The 18,806-nt window shown below is 68.9% G+C and carries 1 protein-coding gene (only partly in view); it reads left to right on the top strand.

From position 1 onward, the window contains the following. Nucleotides 1-18,806 carry the 3' portion of an Ig-like domain-containing protein gene (locus RTW82_RS05515; protein WP_316924487.1) on the top strand. Its footprint begins 24,085 nt before the window's first position, so 18,806 of the gene's 42,891 nt are visible here — the last part of the coding sequence; its start codon lies beyond the left edge, outside the window; the stop codon is at nt 18,804-18,806.

The following is an 18,806-nucleotide window of genomic DNA, read 5'->3' as shown; positions in this document are numbered from 1 at the left end:
CCAGCTTCGACCGCGCCAGCGGCCTGGCCAGCCTGAGCCTGCCGCACCCGCGTCTGCGTGACCTGCCGGGCGCGCCGACCACGGCCACCCCGATCACTGCCGAACTGCGCGTGGGCTTCGGCCTGGCCGGCCAGGAAAGCTACCGCTACTTCCCGGTGGGCTACGACCTGCAGCCGGATCACACCCCGCCGCAGCTGTCCATCATCGCCCCGCTGGACGGCGAGTTCGTGCCCCGTGGCGAGACCACCGAGATCATCCTGCGCAGCTACGACCGCTACGGCATCGACCGTGTCGAAGCCTGCGTCGACAGCCGCAGCACCGATCCCTTCGCCGACGCCCAGGCCTGCCAGCGCCTGGCCGACCCGAGCCGCCTGCGCCTGCCGATCGCCGCCGACGCCACCCAGCCGATCCGCGTGGTGGCCCGCGCCATCGACCTCAACGGCCTGGCCAGTGCGCCGGCCAGCGTCACCCTGCAGCCCTACGACAGCCGTGCCGGCGCGCCGGAGCTGAGCTTCCTGGTTCCGGCCGACGGCCTCGATGTCCAGGCCGGCGAAACCATCCCGGTGCGGGTGCGCATGCGCAAACTGGAACAGGCCACCCTGAACCTGGATATCGCCGGCAACCCGCAACATGCTGGCAACCCGGCAGCCCGTACCCTGACCCGCGCCGCCGACGGCGACGAGGTGGTGGAACTGGCCGTGCCCATGCCCCAGGTCGCCGCCGATGGCGTGCTGGTGCTGCGCCTCGAAGCCACCTGGCAGGGCCAGACCCTGCGCAGCCAGCGCATCCTCAACCTGCATGCCGACAACGGCATCGACCAGGACGTGGGCCTGCTGCTGCAACCGGCCAGCACCCTGCTGGCGGGCACCCAGTTGTGGATCGATGCACCGCCGCCGGCGGGCATGAACGACTTCAGCCGCGACTCGACCCTCGACCTGTTCGACCCGGCCGATGCCGGCAGCGCCGCCGCGCGCCTGGCCTTCAGCGACCAGCGCCAGGTCTGGAACAGCCTCACCCAGGGTACCGGCCTGCGCCTGGCCGCCACCCTGCGTGACCGTTCCGGCCACGAGAAGGCACTGGAGCGCAGCCTGACCAAGCTGGGCTACCTGCAAGCCGAAAGCCGTCGCGAAGCCATCGAGACCGGCTACCAGGCCAGCCACCTGACCCGCCTGCCGGGCCTGGCGGACGGCGCTGCCTGGGCCGAAAACGCCCAGCGCGACGGCTACCGCATCCGCACCCTCGGTGGCCAGGTGGAAAGCCGTGACAGCGGCCGTATCCGCCAACTGGCCTTCACCGGCACCGGCCTGGTGGCCCAGGTCCGCCGCGATGGCCAGGACTACCTGCGCTTCTGGCGCTGGCAGGGCGACGCCTGGCTGGCCGCCGTGGAACAACCCATCGCCGGCACCCTGCTGGGTGGCAGTGGCGACCTGCTGTTCGTCCGTCATGGCCAGCAACTGGGCGGCTACGCCGTCGACGGCGGCGCCATGGCCGAGCTGGTGGGCCTGAGCCTCGCCGACGAAATCCGCCAGGTGCAGCTGGATAGCCAGCGCCTGCTGGTGCTGACCGACAAGGGCCTGGAATGGCTGCAGCTGGATGACAGCCGCCTGCCGCAACTGGTGCGCCGTGCCAGCCTGGCCCTGCCGGGCCGCCTGGGCTTCGCCCTCGACGGCGAGCGCCTGGTGACCTGGACCGCGACTGAAGCCACCCGCTTCAAACCGCTGCTGGATGCCGATGGCTGGCATCTGGGCGATGCCACCGTGCTGGCCGTGGACGGCCAGGTACAACGTGCCCGCTTCGACGGCGAGCTGGCCTGGCTGCGGGTCAGCAACGACCTGCACGGCGACAGCTGGCAGGCCTGGCGTGACGGCGAGCGCCTGGGTGCCCTGGCGGGCGAACGCCAGGACCTGGCCTTCACCGCTGGCCGCCTGGTGTCCCTGCAACTGCGCGACGGCGTGCAGCAACTGGTGGTCGAACCGCTGAAAGTGGCCGCCGCACCGGCCGTCACCCTGGCCGCCAAGGCCGTGCGCCTGCCCTTCGGCGTGCTGGTGGGCGGCCTGCCTGCCGCGGCTGAAACCGCCCTCGGCCAGGCCGACCTGAGCCTGCGCGATGGCGCCGACAAGCCCCTGGCCGCCCAGGCCTTCTGGTACCAGGGCGAACTGGACACCTACCTCGGCGAGGCCTTCCCCCAAGGCCGCGCCTGGCTGCTGGCCAACCCGCCGGCCACCCTGCGCCTGGTGCTGCAGGACCACGCCGGTGAGCAGAGCCTGGACCTGGCCGTACCCGCCGCCACCGTGGCCGCCGCCGACCTCGTGCCCGACCAGGGCGCGGTGCTTGTCGCCGGTGCCCGCCTGCCCCTGGCCGCCGCGTTTGCTGCCGGCAGCGAAGGCGCGGGCGCCAGCCTGACCCGTGAAGGCCAGGCGCAACCCGCCGTCAACGGCCTGCGCCAGCGCTTCAGCTGGATCGGCCTGCCGGCCAGCGGCGAAGCCCGCTACGGCTGGCAGGACGCCGCCGGTGCCCGCGAGATCGGCCTGTTCACCAAGGCCAACCAATCCACCAGCGCCATCACCCTGAGCGGCGCCGGCAACAACCAGGTGTTCGCCGAAGGCTCCAGCCTGTCCCTGGCCTACCAGGTGGGCGACGTCCCGGCCTGGGTGGAACTCGAACTGCTGAGCTTCAACGGCCAGTCCGTGCAGCGCATCCTCGACGCCGGCCAGCAGGGCCGCTTCAGCCTGCGCCTGCCCCAGGTGGCCGTGCAGGAAAGCTATGTACTGCGCGCCCGCGCCTATTTCGCCGGCGACTTCCACTACAGCGAACAGCAACTGAACCTGCGCGTCGCGCCGGCCCAGCAACTGCCCCAGCCGCAACTCGCCGGCCTGCCGAGCCTGCTGTATGCCGGCAGCCGCGTGGACCTGAGCCTCAACGGCGTGGACGCCGCGCGCTTCCGCATGAGCCTGGAAGCCCTGGACCAGAACGACCGCCTGCTCGCCAGCGGCGCCGGCAGCCTCGGCCTGCGCCTGCCGGCCGGCATCCGCGAACTGCGCGTGCGCGCCCTGATCGACGACGAGCTGGGCAACCGCCAGGAACAGCGCTGGAGCGCGCCGGTGGTGGACGCCTGGAACCTGCAGAGCGAAAGCGCGCGCCTGCCCTTCGACCTGATGCTGCCCCAGGTGGGCGGCTACTGGCTGGCACGCGGCGCCGAACTGCACGACGCCCAGGGCCTGCGCCAGCGCCTGGACGGCCCCATCGCCGCCATGGACAACCTGCAGCGCTACCTGCTGCTGAGCATCAAGGGCTTCGGCCTGACCCTGCTGGACCCGCAGGACGGCCTGCGCAGCGCCGGCAGCCTGGCCGTGGCCGCCCCGATCAACCACCTGGCGGTGCAGGGCGAACGCGTCCTCGGCGCCAGTGGCCGCGACCTCCATTGGTTCGACGCCCTGGGCGGCCAGCTCAAGGCCAGCGGCACCCAGACCCTGGGCGCCGAGGTCCGCCAGCTGCTGGCCCGCGACGACGGCTTCCTGGTGCTCACCGCCGGCCAGGTCCTGCGCCTGTCCGCCAGCGGCCAGGTCATCGCCAGCTTCAATGGCGAGAACCTGCTGGCCATGGCCCGCAGCGGCGACCAGCTGCAGGTGTCGGACGCCGCCGGCCGCCTGTGGCGCCTGGACGTCGCCCTGAAGGGCACCTCCGTACAGCTGGGCACCGCCGCCAAGCGCCTGTTCGCCCTGCCGGGCCAACTGCTGGCGCTGGCCGACGGCCGCCTGCAACTGATCGACCTGGCCACCCGCCAGCGCATCGCCGACTGGAGCCTGGGCAACGCGCCCGTGGCCGCGGCCCAATGGACCGGCGGCCGCCTCTGGCTGGGCGGCAGCGAAGGCCTGGTGCTGCGTCCGCAGGCCGGTAGCGCCGGCTTCCACCTGCTGCACGACAGCCGCAGCCTGGCCACCCCGACCCGTGGCAGCGTGGAAGACCTGGGCCTGCGTGATGGCCAGGTGCTGGTCGCCGCCGACAACTTCGGTGCCCAGCTGCTGCGTCAGGACGACGCCGGCAGCTGGCAGTCCACCCTCTACCCGAGCCAGGCCTTCACCCAGGCCGCCAGCCAGGTGGCCAGCGCCGGTGACCTGTGGTTCCTCGCCCAGGATCAGCAACAGCAAGTGGTGGCGCTGTCGCGCTCCAGCCTGGCGGCCCAGACCGTCTTCGCCCAGACCCCGGTGAACGACCTGGCCATCGCCCGTGGCCAACTGCTGGTGGCCAGCGGCGGCAGCCTGCAGATCGCCCCCCTGGACAACCTGACCAACCCGGCCAGCCGCCGCAGCCTGCTGGTCAACGCCCAGGAAAGCCTGCGCCAGCTGTCGGCCCACGGCAGCCGTGTGGTCGCCCTCAGCGAGAGCGGTCGCGTATTCCTGGTGGACCTGCGCAGCGACGCCCGCCAGCCGGTCAGCGAGCTGAGCGCCCAGCTGGGTGGCGAAGTCCGTCAACTGGCCTTCACCGGCGACGCGCTGTTCTACATCTCCGCCGAGCGTGCCTGGCGCTACGACCTGCGCAGCGGCCAGCGCAGCGAACTGCTGGCCGGCGCCAGCGCCAGCCAGCTGTACCTGGGTGGCAACCTGCTGTGGATCGAACAACCCCAGGCCCAGGGCGTGCGCCTGCTGGCCCTGGACCCGGCCAGCGGCCAGGCCATGGCCAACGGCGAGTTGCTGCTCGCCCAGCGCATCAGTGCCCTGGCCGTGGAAAACAACCGCCTGGCCGTCGGCCTCGGCAGCCAGGGCGTGCTGGTCTACGAGCTGCCCTATGGCCTCGGCGCCAGCACCACCTCGCTGCTCGAGCCCCTGGCCGGCAGCCACCTGCAGGCGGCCCAGGCATTGGCCCTCGGCCTGGCCGAAGACGGCCTGCGCGGCGTCGAATTCAGCATCAACGGCCAACCGGCCGGCACCCTCGGCCAGGGCCTTGGCGCGACCCAGCTGCGCCTGCCCGCCAGCCTGCCGGGTGGCCAGTCCATGGAACTGGGCCTGCGCCTGGAAGATGCCTATGGCGTGATCCGCCAGGGCACTGCCCGCGACCTGTTCCTGGAACCGGGCGACGGCGTGGCCAACCCCTTCAGCATCGCCCTGGTGGCCGACGAACATTCCTGGCTGCCCCTGCCGCTGACCGTCAGCGCCCAGGTGAGCGGTAGCCAGCAGCCCCTGGCCCAGGTGGAATTCCTGGTCGCCGCCGGCAGCAACGGGCCCTGGCAGCGCGTCGCCCTGCGCAGCGCCCAGCCCTACCAGGCCAGCCTGGCCCTGGACAGTAGCTTCAGCGGCCAGTACCTCAAGGCCCGCGCGGTGGACGTGTTCGGCAATAGCGCCGAATCGGCGGCCAAGCGCTTCTACCGTCATCAGGACACCAAGGCGCCCACCGTGAGCCTCGGTTACCAGGGCAGCGCGGTGTTCAAGGACAACAACCGTGCCGTGCGCGGCTATCCCTTCACCGTCACCGCACAGATGGCGGACGAGGAGGGCGCCCTCGACAAGGCCACGCTGATGCGCAACGGCCAGGTGGTGGCGGTGGCCTTCGGCCAGAACCAGCTGAGCTACCAGGACGCCGCCACCAGCCTTGGCGAGCAGGTCTACAACGTCGAGGTGCGTGACCGCGCCGGCAACGTCAGCAGCGCCGATCTGCGCGTCACCGTCATCGACGACGCCTTCCCCGAAGTCACCACCCTGAGCCTGCCGGCCGAGGTGATCGAGCGCGGCCGCTTCGACATCCAGCTGGCCGCCCGCGACGATGTCGGCCTGAAGGGCGTCGACCTGCTGTGGAACGGCTTCACCGACCACTACGATGTCACCGGCACCACCCTGAACCGAAGCTTCAGCGTCCAGGACCGCCGCACCGAGCGCGTCGCCAGCAGCGTCAACCAGCCGTTCAAGGTGCGCCTGACCGACAGCCGCGGCCAGGTGAGCGAGTCCCCGGCACAGAACCTGCGCGTGGTCCGTGACCGCGCGCCGGATGCCACCGCCCTGCAGGTGAGCCTGCCGGCCCGTGGCGTCTACGGTGGCCTGGTCACCCTGCAACTGAACAACCTCAACGCCCTGGACGACACCGGCGGCCTCGGTCTGCGCGTGCTGCAGCTGGTGGGCAGCGAGCGCAAGGAACTGTTTAGCTGCCTGCGCGAGGACAGCGGCAATTTCCGTTGCGGCAATGGCACCTACTGGAACGGCCACAGCCGTGACCTGCGCATGCCCGAAGCCGCGCTGCCGGGCGACAGCTTCCGCGTGCAGGTGGAACTCACCGACCGCATCGGCCAGCAGACCCTCAGCCGCGAATACGCCGTGGCCCTGACCCAGTCGCCGAACCAGCTGCGCTTCAAGGCCGTGCAGGGCAGCGACAACCCCGCCCAGACGCGGGTCCAGGAGCGTCCGATCTACCGCGTGCAGGTGCTCGACGCCGCCGCGCGCCCGGTGCCGGAGCAGCCGGTGCAATGGCGCCTGCGCCGCCTGGCCGACGGCTATGTGGAAAACCTCGGCACCAGCACCAGCGACAGCGGCGGCTACGCCAGCCTGACCTTAAACGCCGACCGCAGCCTGGGCGACTACCAGCTGTGGGCGGACCTGCCGCAGTTCACCCAGGTGGCCCGCGCCGAGACGGCCATCGGCCTGCTCGCCGGCCCGACCCGCAACCTGCTGCTCAGCTACCTGCCGCCGGTGGCGGCGGGTGAGACCCTGACCCTGGACATCCAGTCCCAGGACCTGGTGCTCAACCCGGTCACCGACGACCAGAGCAGCCTGCTGGTTGTGACCCTGCCGGCCGCCGACTACCACGCCCAGCCCGGCGCCGGCATCCAGATCGGCAGCACCACCCTCAACGGCCAGACCGTAGAGCGGGTGCAGGTGACCGTGAAGGACGGCCGTGCGCGGCTGAACCTGCAGGTCGGGCACAAGGCCGGCCAGTTCAGCCTGCCGCTGTCGAGCAACGGCAACAGCATCCGCTACACCTACGACGCCCGCGGCAACGTTAACTGCTGCTACAGCAACCTCGACCTCACTGTGCTGCCGGCCTTGGCCAGCCACCTGCGCCTGCTCAACGACCAGGGCCGGGTGCAGGACGACGGCGCGGTGCTCACCCGTGGCATCAAGCAGGACGTGCGCCTGCAACTGATGCTGCAGGACCGCTTCGGCAACCCCATCACCCAGGTCGACGGCAAGCCCGCCAATCTGGCGGTCAACGTCCAGGCCAGCGGCTCCGCCCTGGTGGACGGCAAGGCCGGTGGCACCACCGTGCAACTGAGCGCAGGCCAGGGCTGGATGGCCATCAGCGACGAGACCTTCGAAGAAGTCACCGTCAGCCTGGCCGGCCCGGTGCAGGCCCTGCCGAACCTGGACCTGACCAGTCGCTTCCGCATCAGCTTCACCGTGCAGCCGCCGGAAGTCGTCCGCGCCCTGATCGAGGCCCGCCAGGGCACCGCGCTGCGCGCCTACTTCGACTTCGACGAGCCGGTGCGCCTGTCCAGCGGCGATGCCCTCAAGTTCTTCGAAGGCAACGCGGCCCGTGGCGGCAGCGCCACCCTCAGCAGCGACGGCCGCACCCTGACCTTCGACGCGCAGCCCGCCCTGGCGCTGGGCCGTTGCTACCGCTACGACACCACCGGCTCCGGTCTGCGTGGCGTCGCCCGCGACGACCAGGTCCGCGAGCAGGGCGCCGAGCTGTGCGCGCCCCATGCGCTGTTCAGCGTCGCCGGGCCGCTCAAGGTCCTGGCCGGCCAGAGCATCCAGATCCCGCTGACCCTGGCCGACAACATCAGCTGGTACAACGTCGCCAACGGCCGCGCCGAGCTGGCTGGCACCAGCCAGGGCTTCAATTGGTACTACAGCCCGACCCGCACCCTCACCGTTCCGGCCCTCTTCGGTGCGGCCAATGAGCCGATCGCCGACGGCGCCTTGCTGCCCCTGACCCTGAGCGGCACCCTGCCGGGCACGCCGGTCAAGCCGGTGGTGCTGGGCAACGCCCTGAAACTGCAGGTCTTCGACCCGGCCGGTGACTTCGACGGCGACGGCCTGAGCAACAAGCTGGAAATGGAAACCCAGGGCCTCGACCCGGCGCTGCGCGACTCCGACGGCAACGGCATCGACGACGGCGCCGAGGACCTCGACGGCGACGGCCTGACCAACCTGGAAGAAGCCGCCCTGGGCACCAAGCTGCGGGTGGCCGACACCGACGGCGACGGCCTCTCCGACGGCGCCGAAGTGCGCACCCACCACACCGACCCGCTGAAGGTCGACACCGACGAAGACGGCCTGTCCGACGGCGCCGAGGTCAGCAACATCCCGGCGTCCTCGCCGCTGAAGAAAGACACCGACGGCGACGGCATCCCCGACCCGCTCGAACTGCAGATGGGCCTGAACCCCAGCGACCCGGCCGACGGCCAGGCCGACAAGGACAACGACGGTCTGAGCAACGCCCGTGAGGCGCAGCTGGGCACCCTGATCAACAACCCGGACAGCGACGGCGACACCCTGCTGGACGGCGTCGAAGTGGACCAGAAGGGCACCGACCCGCTGAAGGCCGACACCGACGGCGACGGCCTGCGCGACGACGAAGACGCCGAGCCCCTGGTCAAGGACACCCAGGCGCCCCGCGTGGGCCTGGACACTCCGAAGGTCGGCCAGACCCTGATCAAGGGCCTGCGCATGACCCTGGTGCCGACCCTGCAGGACAATGGCCGGGTCACCAAGGTGGCGTTCCGCCTCAACGGTGCCCAGATCGCGCTGCTCAACGCCGCGCCCTTCACCTACAGCCTGAACCTGCCGAGCGACGCCGACAGCCTGCGCCTGGAAATCATCGCCACCGACACCAACAACAACGTCGGCAGCAGTGGCGAGCACAGCTTCGCCCTGGTGCAGGACCCGCTGACCACCGTGATCGGCCGCGTGCTCGACAGCAACGGCCAGCCGGTGGTGGGCGCCCAGCTCGACGTCGGCGGCCAGACCGCGGTCAGCGGCGGCGACGGCAGCTTCGTCATCACCCGCGTGCCGGTGGCTCCGGGCGTGGTCTCGGTCATCGCCAGCGGCCTGCTGGGCAACCAGGCGGTGACCGCCGTCTCCGCACCCACCGACCCGGTCTGGGGCGGCACCACGGACGTCGGCACCATCACCCTGCAGCAACCGAAGGTGCGGGTGGGCTACTTCAACGCCCGCTTCAACGCCGGCCAGCCCTCGCAGCGGCTGATCATCGAGCGTGCCGGCTACGAGCCGGTGCAGGTGAGCAACCTGGCCAGCTTCGACCTGTCGCAAGTCGACATGCTGATGGTGGACAGCTCGCGGGACTACTACGGCAACGGCAACTACTCCAGCAACCGCGCCAAGGTCTTCGCCTTCGTCCAGAACGGCGGCACGCTGCTGTTCAGCGAGAACTACAACACCAGCTCCAATGCCGTGCTGGCGGATGTGCCCGGCCAGCCTGCGGAGTCGGTGTGGACGGGCAGCTCGATCCGCCTGACGCCGGTGCTGCGCTGGTCCGATGCCAGTGAAAGCCGCGTCGGTTCCTGGTGGCCCTATCGCAACACCAGCTATTCCGGCCACGCCTACATGCCGATGGACAAGCTGGCGCCCGGTACCGCACCGCTGATGTTCACCGGCACCCGTGCGGAAAAACGCGTGGTCGCCATCCGCTACGCCTATGGCGCCGGCCAGGTCTATTTCGGCTTCACGCCGACCGAGTCGGGCCGCCCGGGCGACAACGACCCGCTGTTCACCCTCTACCACCCGGGCATCCTGGTGATGATGCACGAGCTGACCCTCAAGGACAGCGACAACGACGGCCTCAAGGACGTCTATGAATACGCCAACGGCACCAGCGCCTTCATCGCCGACCGCGATGGCGACGGCCTGTTGGACGGCTTCGAGGTCAAGTACGGCTTCAACCCGCTGGTGGCGGGCGAGCAGAACCTGGACAGCGACGGCGACGGCCTGAGCAACCTGCGCGAGCAGGAGCTGGGCACTCACCCGCGTCAGGTCGACAGCGACGAGGACGGGCTGACCGATGGCGCCGAGGTCAACCAGCACAACAGCGACCCGCTGAGCGAGGACGGCGACTACGACCGTGTGCTCGACGCCCAGGAAGTCCAGTACAAGGCCAACCCGCGCAAGGCCGACAGCGACGACGACGGCATCCCGGACTACGAAGAGATCAACAATTACGGCACCCGCCCGGACCTGGCGGACACCGATGGCGATGGCCTCTCCGACTTCATCGAGCTGAAGGGCCCCTACGCCGACATCCTCAACCCGCGCAACGCCCAGGACGCCGGCCAGGACTATGACAATGACGGCCTGAGCAACAAGCAGGAGCTGCTGGAGACCCTCACCAATCCGAAGGTGGCGGACACCGACGGCGATGGCCTGTCCGATGGCGTGGAAGTGGCCCGTGGCCTGAACCCGCTGGACGCGGACATGGACAAGGACGGCCTGCTCGACGGCGAAGACAGCGCGCCCACCGAGAAGGACACCCAGGCGCCGACCGTGAGCCTGGTCTCCCCGGCGGCCGGCGCCAGCCTGGCCCACGGCCAGCAACTGCGCCTGCGTGCCGATGCCAGCGACGATGGCCGCGTGGCCAGCGTGACCTTCTATGTCAACGGCGTGGCCGTGGCCACCTATGACCGCGCGCCCTACCAGCATGTGATCCGCGTGCCGGCCGTTGGCGCGCAACTGGATATCGAAGCCAGCGCCCGCGACACCAACGGCAACGAAAGCCGCAGCGGCGTGCGCCGCCTGAGCCTGGTGGACGACGCCGGCACCCAGGTCACCGGCCGCGTGCTCGACGCCAACGGCCAAACCGTGGAAGGCGCCCAGGTGACCCTGATCGACGGTTACGAAGCCGCGCGCATCAAGCCGGTCTCCTACACCCTGGACCAGGGTACGGACTGCTGGCACTACTGCTACGGCGACGACTACGGCCGTCAACTGATCGACGGCCAGCAGGGTGTGGCCGGCTACGCCGCTGACCTGGGCGCAGGCGGTGCCTACGAGTGGCTGGGCTGGAGCGACCGCACCATGAACGTCGACTTCGACTTCGGCCGTGTGGTCAGCCTGACCAGCCTCAAGGTCGGCGCGACCCAGAACACCCTGTCGGACTACGTGCTGCCGTCCTTCGACGTGCTGCAGAAAGTGGGCAACGACTGGGTGCCGGTCGGCACGCTGAACACCGTCCCGAGCAATGCCAACAACCGCGATCGGATGTCCCTCGACGCCCATGCCCAACTGACTCTGTCCGGGCTGAACATCAACAGCCGCTACGTCCGTGTCAGCTTCCGCGCCAACGGTCCCTGGACCCTGGTGGACGAAGTGGCCTTCAGCAATGGCACCGGCCCGATGCCGTCCTCGGCCACCGTCACCAGCGATAGCCAGGGCCGCTTCACCCTGTCTGCCTCCACCCTGGCGCTGGAACCACGGGTCAAGGCCGAGGCACGCTTCGGCAACCAGCTGGTCTCCGCCACCAGCGAGGTGTTCGAGCTGGCCCGTGGCAGCAGTTCCGATATCGGTGACCTGGTGCTGGCCGCTCACGGCCGTACCGCGTTCGAGCCGATCGAAGAGCGCCATGTGGCTGCCGCTGAAGAAAGCACCTATTTCAACCGTGAGGTGAACAACAGCGTCCGTTGGGACTTCAACACCTATGGCGGTATCAACAACGGCACCTACGCCTCCAACTGGACCTTCAGCGGCGCCCAGTACCTCGTCGTCAATGGCACCAACTACAACAGCAACACCTATCGCACCCGTCTGGATGGCCGCGAGCTGATCTACCCGGCCAAGCAGCTCGGCAATGTCATGGTCAGCCGCAAGGTTTATGTGCCGGCGAACCAGAATTACGCCCGCTTCATCAACGTGCTGGAGAACCCCAGCGACCAGCCGGTGACCGTGCCCTTCTATGTGTACGGCAACTTCTACGCGACCCGCCCCGTGGTACAGACCTCGTCCGGTGACGCCGGCTTCGACCCGGAAGACAGCTACCTGCTGACCGACGACGTGGCCCCAGACAGTGGCCTGTACGCTGCCGGCGTGGTCATCGGAGGCACGGATGCACCCCTGCGCCCGGTTTCCACCTGGCTCAGCGGCAACCAGTACCGTGCCAACTACCAGGTCACCCTGGCGCCGCGCAGCCGTCAGGTGCTGGTGCAGTACCTGGTGCAGGATGCCAGCCGCGAACGTGCGCGCAGCACCCTGGAGCAACTGGCCAATAGCGATGTCCAGGAACCGAACCTGACCCTCGAAGAGCAGCGCGGCATCGTCAACTGGACCACCCAGGCGGACAGCGATGGCGACGGCCTGGCCGATGCCCTCGAATACCTGCTGGGCCTCGACCCGCTCAAGGCCGACAGCGACGGTGACGGCCTGCGTGACGGCTTCGAGCAGCGCTATGGTTTCGCGGCCAAGCTCGCCAACGGCGAAGCGGTCGAAGACACCGACGGCGACGGCCTGAACAACCTGCAGGAGCAGGACGCCGGCAGCCACCCGCGCGTGGCCGATACCGACGGCGACGGGCTCACCGACGGTGCCGAGGTGCTGGTGCATCATTCCAGCCCGCTGACCCGCGACACCGACCTGGATCGCGTCCTCGATGCCGATGAAGTCGCGCGTGGCACCCGTCCGGACCTGGCTGACACCGATGGCGATGGCCTCAGCGACTACGCCGAGCTCTTCAACCACGGTACCGATCCGCTCAAGGCGGACAGCGACGACGACGGCCTGCCCGACAAGTACGAGGTGGACAACAACCTGCTCAACGTCGGCGCTCAGGACGACACCGACGGCGACGGCCTGAGCAACCTGGCCGAATTCCAGGCCGGCACCTCGCCGCGCAACGTCGACACCGATGGCGACGAGCTGCTGGACGGCTGGGAAGTGCTGGGCACGCCGCCGAGCGACCCGCTCAAGGCCGACGGCGACAACGGCGGCCGCCGCGACATCAACGAACGCTTCGTCGATGGCACCGATCCCAAGGTGGCCGGCGACGATCGTCCGAACATCAATGGCTATCGCACCGCCAAGGACGAGAACAACCGCGACTGGAACTTCTATTACAGTGGCGATCTGCGCTCCACCACCGGCGGCGCGGTGGACCCGAACTACTGGGCCAACCAGCTGTTCGTCAACGGCAACCAGTACGGCTACTCCTACAACCATGCCACCAGCAGCGCCAACGGCCGCGAGTACCACTACGAAGGGCGCCGCCTGGGCAACCTGGTGGTCAGCCGCCGCGTGCTGGTGCCCAGCGTCGGCGGTGCCTACGCCCGCTACCTGGAGATCCTCGACAACCCGGGCAGCACCGAGCAGGTGGTCACCCTGCGCCTGCAGTCCTACTACGGTGCCAACGACGCCCAGACCGCCATCGTCACCAGCAGTGGCGACGACCAGCTGACCACCGCCGACGACTACCTGGCGCTGCGCGACACTGCCACGCCGACCCGTCCGGTGCTGCTGCAGGTGCTGGGCGGTAACGCCAACCGTCGCCAGGGCACCAGCCTGGTCAGTCGCAACGGCCGTCAATGGCTGGCGGAGTACCAGGTGCGCATCCCGGCGGGCGAACGCCGCGTGGTCATGCACTTCTCCACCCTGGAAGGCTCGGCCGATGCCGCCATGCAGACCGGCGCCCGCCTGCGCAGCCTCAAGGGCCTGGGCCTGGACAACCTCGACCCGACCCTGGCCGGCAAGGTGGTGAACTTCTTCGCCTTCTACGACCAGGACGAAGACGGCCTGAGCGACGCCGACGAAGCGCGCCTGGGCACCGACCCGGCCAACCCGGACAGCGACCACGACGGCATCCCGGACGGCAAGGACAGCGAGCCGCTGGTGCCTGACGCCACCGCGCCCAACGTCACCTTCCAGCCCCTGGAACCGGCCCGTCGCTACGGCGGCCAGCCGCTGGACGTGACCGCGCTGATCAGCGACAACGGCCTGGTGGCCAAGGTCGAGCTGCTGCAGGACGGCCTGCTTCGCGAGACCCGCACCAGCGGCGGCACCCAGACCTTCACCGTGATCCTGCCGAACCAGGACAGCACCCTGCTGCAGGTCCGTGCCACCGACAGCAACGGCAACGTACGCACCGCGGACCTGACCGTGGCCGTCGCCACCGTGCCCGAGCTGCAGGTTTCCGGCCGCGTGCAGGACGTGCTGGGCAAAGGCATCGCCGGCGCCCTGGTACGGGTGAAAGGCATCGAGACCACCACCGACGCCCAGGGCCACTACCAGCTCCAGGTGCTGACCACCGACACGGCGCTGAAGGTCCAGGCCACCGCGCTGTTCGGCAAGCAACCCATGTTCGCCCAGGTGCTGGCGCAGGTGCCGGTGGACTCGGAAGACGTTCGCGTCGAACCGCTGGTGCTCAAGGCCCTGCCTCGCCAGGTCCGTGACCCCATCACCGACGCGGAGCTGAGCTACGAGGGCAACGTCGGGTTCGCCTACAACCTCAACAACGGCTACCGCTGGGATATCCAGGGCAACGGGACGATCAACGACGGCACCAGCGACGCCTATGACGGCGGCCAGTACCTGACGGTGAACGAGCAGGGCTTCCCCTCCATCAGCACGGGCCTGCTGCGCCTGGCCGGCCGCGAAGTGACGCTGCCTGCGCAGGCCATGGGCAACGGCGTACTCAAGGTCAGCCGCAGCATCTACGTACCGGAGAGCGGCAGCTACGCGCGCTTCATCGAGCGCATCGAGAACACCGGCGACCAGGAACTGACCATCCCGGTGCGGATCAACGGCAACCTCGGCTCCGATGGCTCCACCTACACCATCGCTACGTCCAGCGGCGACCAGGCCTTCACCACGGTCGACAACTGGCTGCTGACCGACGACGGCAGCAATGGCGGTGGCGACCCGGCCGTGGGCCTGCTGTTCAGCAGCGCCAGTGCCAAGGTGCGCCCGACCTTCGTGATGCGCAGTGGCGACGATTACGCGGTGACGTACAACCTGACGCTCAAGCCCCATAGCCGCCAGGTGCTGATGCACTACGCCGTGCAGAACTACAGCCGTGCCGAAGCCGAGCGTGTGCTGCGTGAACTGGCGTCGGCCACCTTCGAAGACGTCGGGGTGACCCAGGAAGAGGTCCAGGACCTGGTCAACCTCAGCGACCTGGTGGACTCCGACAACGACGGCCTGCCGGACGCCGACGAGATTCCGCTGGGCCTCGACCCGGAAAACCCGGACGTCGATGGCGACGGCATCCCCGATGGCCGCGACCCCGAGCCGAGCGTGCCCGACACCCAGGCGCCCAGCGTGAGCATCGCCCACAGCGAAGGCCCGTTCTACCCGGGCGACCCGATCACCCTGACCTTCGACGTGCAGGACGCCGGCATCGTCGGTGAAGTCGAGCTGCTCATGGACGGCGAGCAGCAGGCCGTGTTCAACGGCGTCGGCCAGCACCAGCAGCAGCTGACCCTGCCGGGCGAGGGCACCGTGCGCTTCGAGGTTCGTGCCACCGACAGCAACCACAACGTTGGTCGCCAGACCCTGGAGCTTGACGTGGTGGCAGTGCCGCCGAGCAGCATCGCCGGTCGCGTGGTCAACGAACTGGGCGTGCCCCTGGCGGATGTCCAGGTCAGCCTCAGTCGCAACCAGGATCAGGGCGGCGAAGTCCCGGCGTTCATGGCGCGCCTGCTGGGCGACTCCAGCACCGTGACCACGGGTGCCGATGGTCGCTTCCTCTTCGAGGACCTGAACCGCCGCGAGAATGCGCAGTGGCTGATCAAGCTCGACAAGGACGTGCTGGGTTACCCGGTGCACGCCGAACAGGCCGTGCAGCTGAACATCGACGGGCCCTACGACGCCGGTGATGTGATGCTGGGTGGCGAGGACAACTACGTCGAGCCCCTGAGCGGCGACCTCGGCCAGCGTTACGACGACCCCAACACCCAGCTCGACCTGCAGTTGCCCGCTGACTTCGCCTTCGCCGACAAGGCGCTGACGATCCGTGTGCATGACCAGCAGGTGGAGATCGGCGGCAGCAACGGCATCCAGGACATTCCGCTGCAGCGCCTGGTGGAGAACGACCAGGGCAGCCAGGCCTTCCACCTGGCCACGCTGCCGGACCGCCTGGTCCTCACCTGGACCGACTGGGGTCGCGAGGGCGTGAGCAGCGACGAACTGGTAGACGTGCAGACCGTGATCCACCGTGACGGCCGCATCGAAAACCGTTACTACAAGCTGCCGCTCAACGGCTGGCATTGCGGCCTGCAGACCCGTACCCGCTTCGCCCATGGCGAGTGGTACGGCGCCGTGGATTCGCAGAACCTGCCGAGTGTGAATGGCCGTCTGGTCTACCCGGACTACGCCATCCAGCAGAGCGGCTACTGCAACTTCGACCTGCATGGCTACACCGTCACCTACGTGCCCACGGCCGAAGGCAACTACCGAATGGACGTCGACCGCCTGCCGGGCCACGCGGACACCGACGGCGATGGCCTGTCGGACATCCGCGAGACCCTGCTCGGCACTCGCCTGGACGTGATCGACAGCGACAACGACGGCTTGGATGATTACTTCGAGCTGAACTACGGCCCGGCGCCGCTGGAAGCCAACCCGGAAGCGGCCGGCGAAGACTGGGACGATGATGGCCTGAGCAACCTGGAAGAGCAGGAGCACGGTACCGACCCCTACAGCTCCGACACCGACGGTGAGGGCCTGTCGGATGCCGACGAGGTGCGCCTGCACCACACCGACCCGACCCGCCAGGATACCGACGGTGACTGGCTGAACGACCGCGAAGAAGTGGAGAACAACGCCGACCCGCTGAAGGCGGACACCGACGGCGATGGACTCAACGACTACCAGGAAGTGCGCCAGTACGGCACCCGCCCGGACAAGCGCGACAGCGACGATGACGGCATGGAGGACCCCTTCGAGGTCGAGTACGGCATGGACGGCACCAGCCCGGATGGCGACGAGGACGGCGACGGCCTGAGCAATATCGAGGAATTCCGCCAGGGCACTCACCCGCGCCTGCTGGACGGCGACGGTGACGGCCTGCCTGACAAGCTGGAGTTGGAGCTGGGCCTGTCGCCGAACAAATTCGACAGCGATGGCGGCGGCCGTGGCGACGGTGACGAGCTGTTCGCGGACGGCACCGACCCCGAGAACCGTGCCGACGACCGCCTCCCGCTGGGCCAGGGCGATTCCCCCTCCATGCAGATGGAGGCCGGCCTGAGCCTGTTCGTCGAGCAGAATGGCCGCGTGCACATCCAGCGTACCGATGGGTCCGGCAACATCGGCGTGGACTATGCCCTGGAGCTCGAGGGCCTCGGCAACTCGCAGGCGGGGGTGGCGGCGCGAGTGCATGCCGCACCGCTGCAGCCCCAGCTCTATAGCCGCATGGGTGACGAGCCGATCTGGCGCTCGCCGCTGAAAGCGGTGAATGCGGGCCTGCTGGTCAGCCGCGAGTACTACGCACCGGCTACCGGTCGCAGCTTCCTGCGGGTGCTGGACCGCTACTACAACGTCAGCGGCCAGGCCATGACCGTCACTCCGACCCTCGGTTCGCGCCCGTACTACTGGGGGCCCGGAAACCTGCAGCAGACGTCCAGCGGCGACGACCAGCTCACCGCCGACGACAGCTGGCTCAGCCTGCGCAAGCGGACTTATGGAGAGCAGGGTGACGTACCGGGTCCGATTTCCACCGTGCATGTCTTCGCGGACCAGGCCGGGCGCGCCTCGCTCAACAGCGACGAGCTGTACAGCGATGCCTACTACAGCTGGCGCATCGGTTATCGCTTCGAGATACCTGCCAACGAGCACCGCGTGGTGATGTCGTTCCTGGCCGTTGAAAACGCCGAAGCCGGCGCCCAGGACATGGCCAGTGTGCTTCAGGGATTGAGCGAGAACGCGCTCAAGGGCATCTCTGCCGCCGATCGTGAGCGTCTCGTCAACTTCACACCGTGCCGCGACGACGACCTGGACCTGCTGTGCAATGCCGCCGAAGCCCAGCACGGCTCCAGCGACAGCAACCCGGACAGCGATGGCGACGGTTTCAACGATGCCCTGGAAGTGCAGGTGGGCAGCGACCCGAGCGACCCCGCGTCCCTGCCGGAATTCGAGGTCTTCGGGCTGGAAGATGCCGACGGCATGGAAACCAGCCGCGTGCTGAAACAGTCCGGCTTCACCGGGCCGATGACGACGGCCGGTGACCTCAATGGCTGGTATGTCAGCCTGGACGTGGATAACAACGGCGACCTCTGGACGGCGACCTCCGGTTCTTCGGAAGGCTTCGGCTACGAGGCGTATGAGCTGCCCTCCCTGGCGCGGCTCGACGACAACGCCTGGGCCAGTCACAGCGGGCAGCTGCTGGACGATGCCCGGGGCAACCTGGCCTATATGCTCATGTCCGAGAACATCGATGACCAGGATTTCCTCACGCTGAGCCAGCTCCGTCGCACCTCCTGGGGCCAGAACGAGGTGCAGGTCCTCTCCCAGCACGAGGCGGACCTCCGTTGCGGCGCCGGCTTGGCCCAGTGGCAGGGCGAGCCCCTGTTGCTGAACGGCTGCTCGCTGAGCCGCCTGAGTGCGAACAATGGTTGGGTGACCCTGGCCGAGCTTACCTTCGGCGATGGCTTCGGCAGCGCCCCGAAAGTGCTCTCCATGGACGACATGCCCCAGGCCGGCGGCGCCATGCTGCTGGTGGAGGATGAAGTGGACGGTAATGTGCGTCGCAGCCTCGGCTTCGTCGACCTGAAGACCGGGCAGGTGAAACGCCTGGGCGAGGTACCGATCGGCGTGAAGGCGATCTCGGTGAAGTTCCGGGGCTTCCAGAACCAGCCGAAATGGCCAATTGATATCGTTCCTAGCTGA

The sequence above is a fragment of the Pseudomonas sp. zfem005 genome (assembly GCF_032621735.1).
Taxonomy (GTDB): Bacteria; Pseudomonadota; Gammaproteobacteria; order Pseudomonadales; family Pseudomonadaceae; genus Metapseudomonas; species Metapseudomonas solani.
The sequence above is the reverse complement of the archived record's forward strand: the minus strand, read 5'-3'. Positions and strand labels throughout refer to the sequence as shown.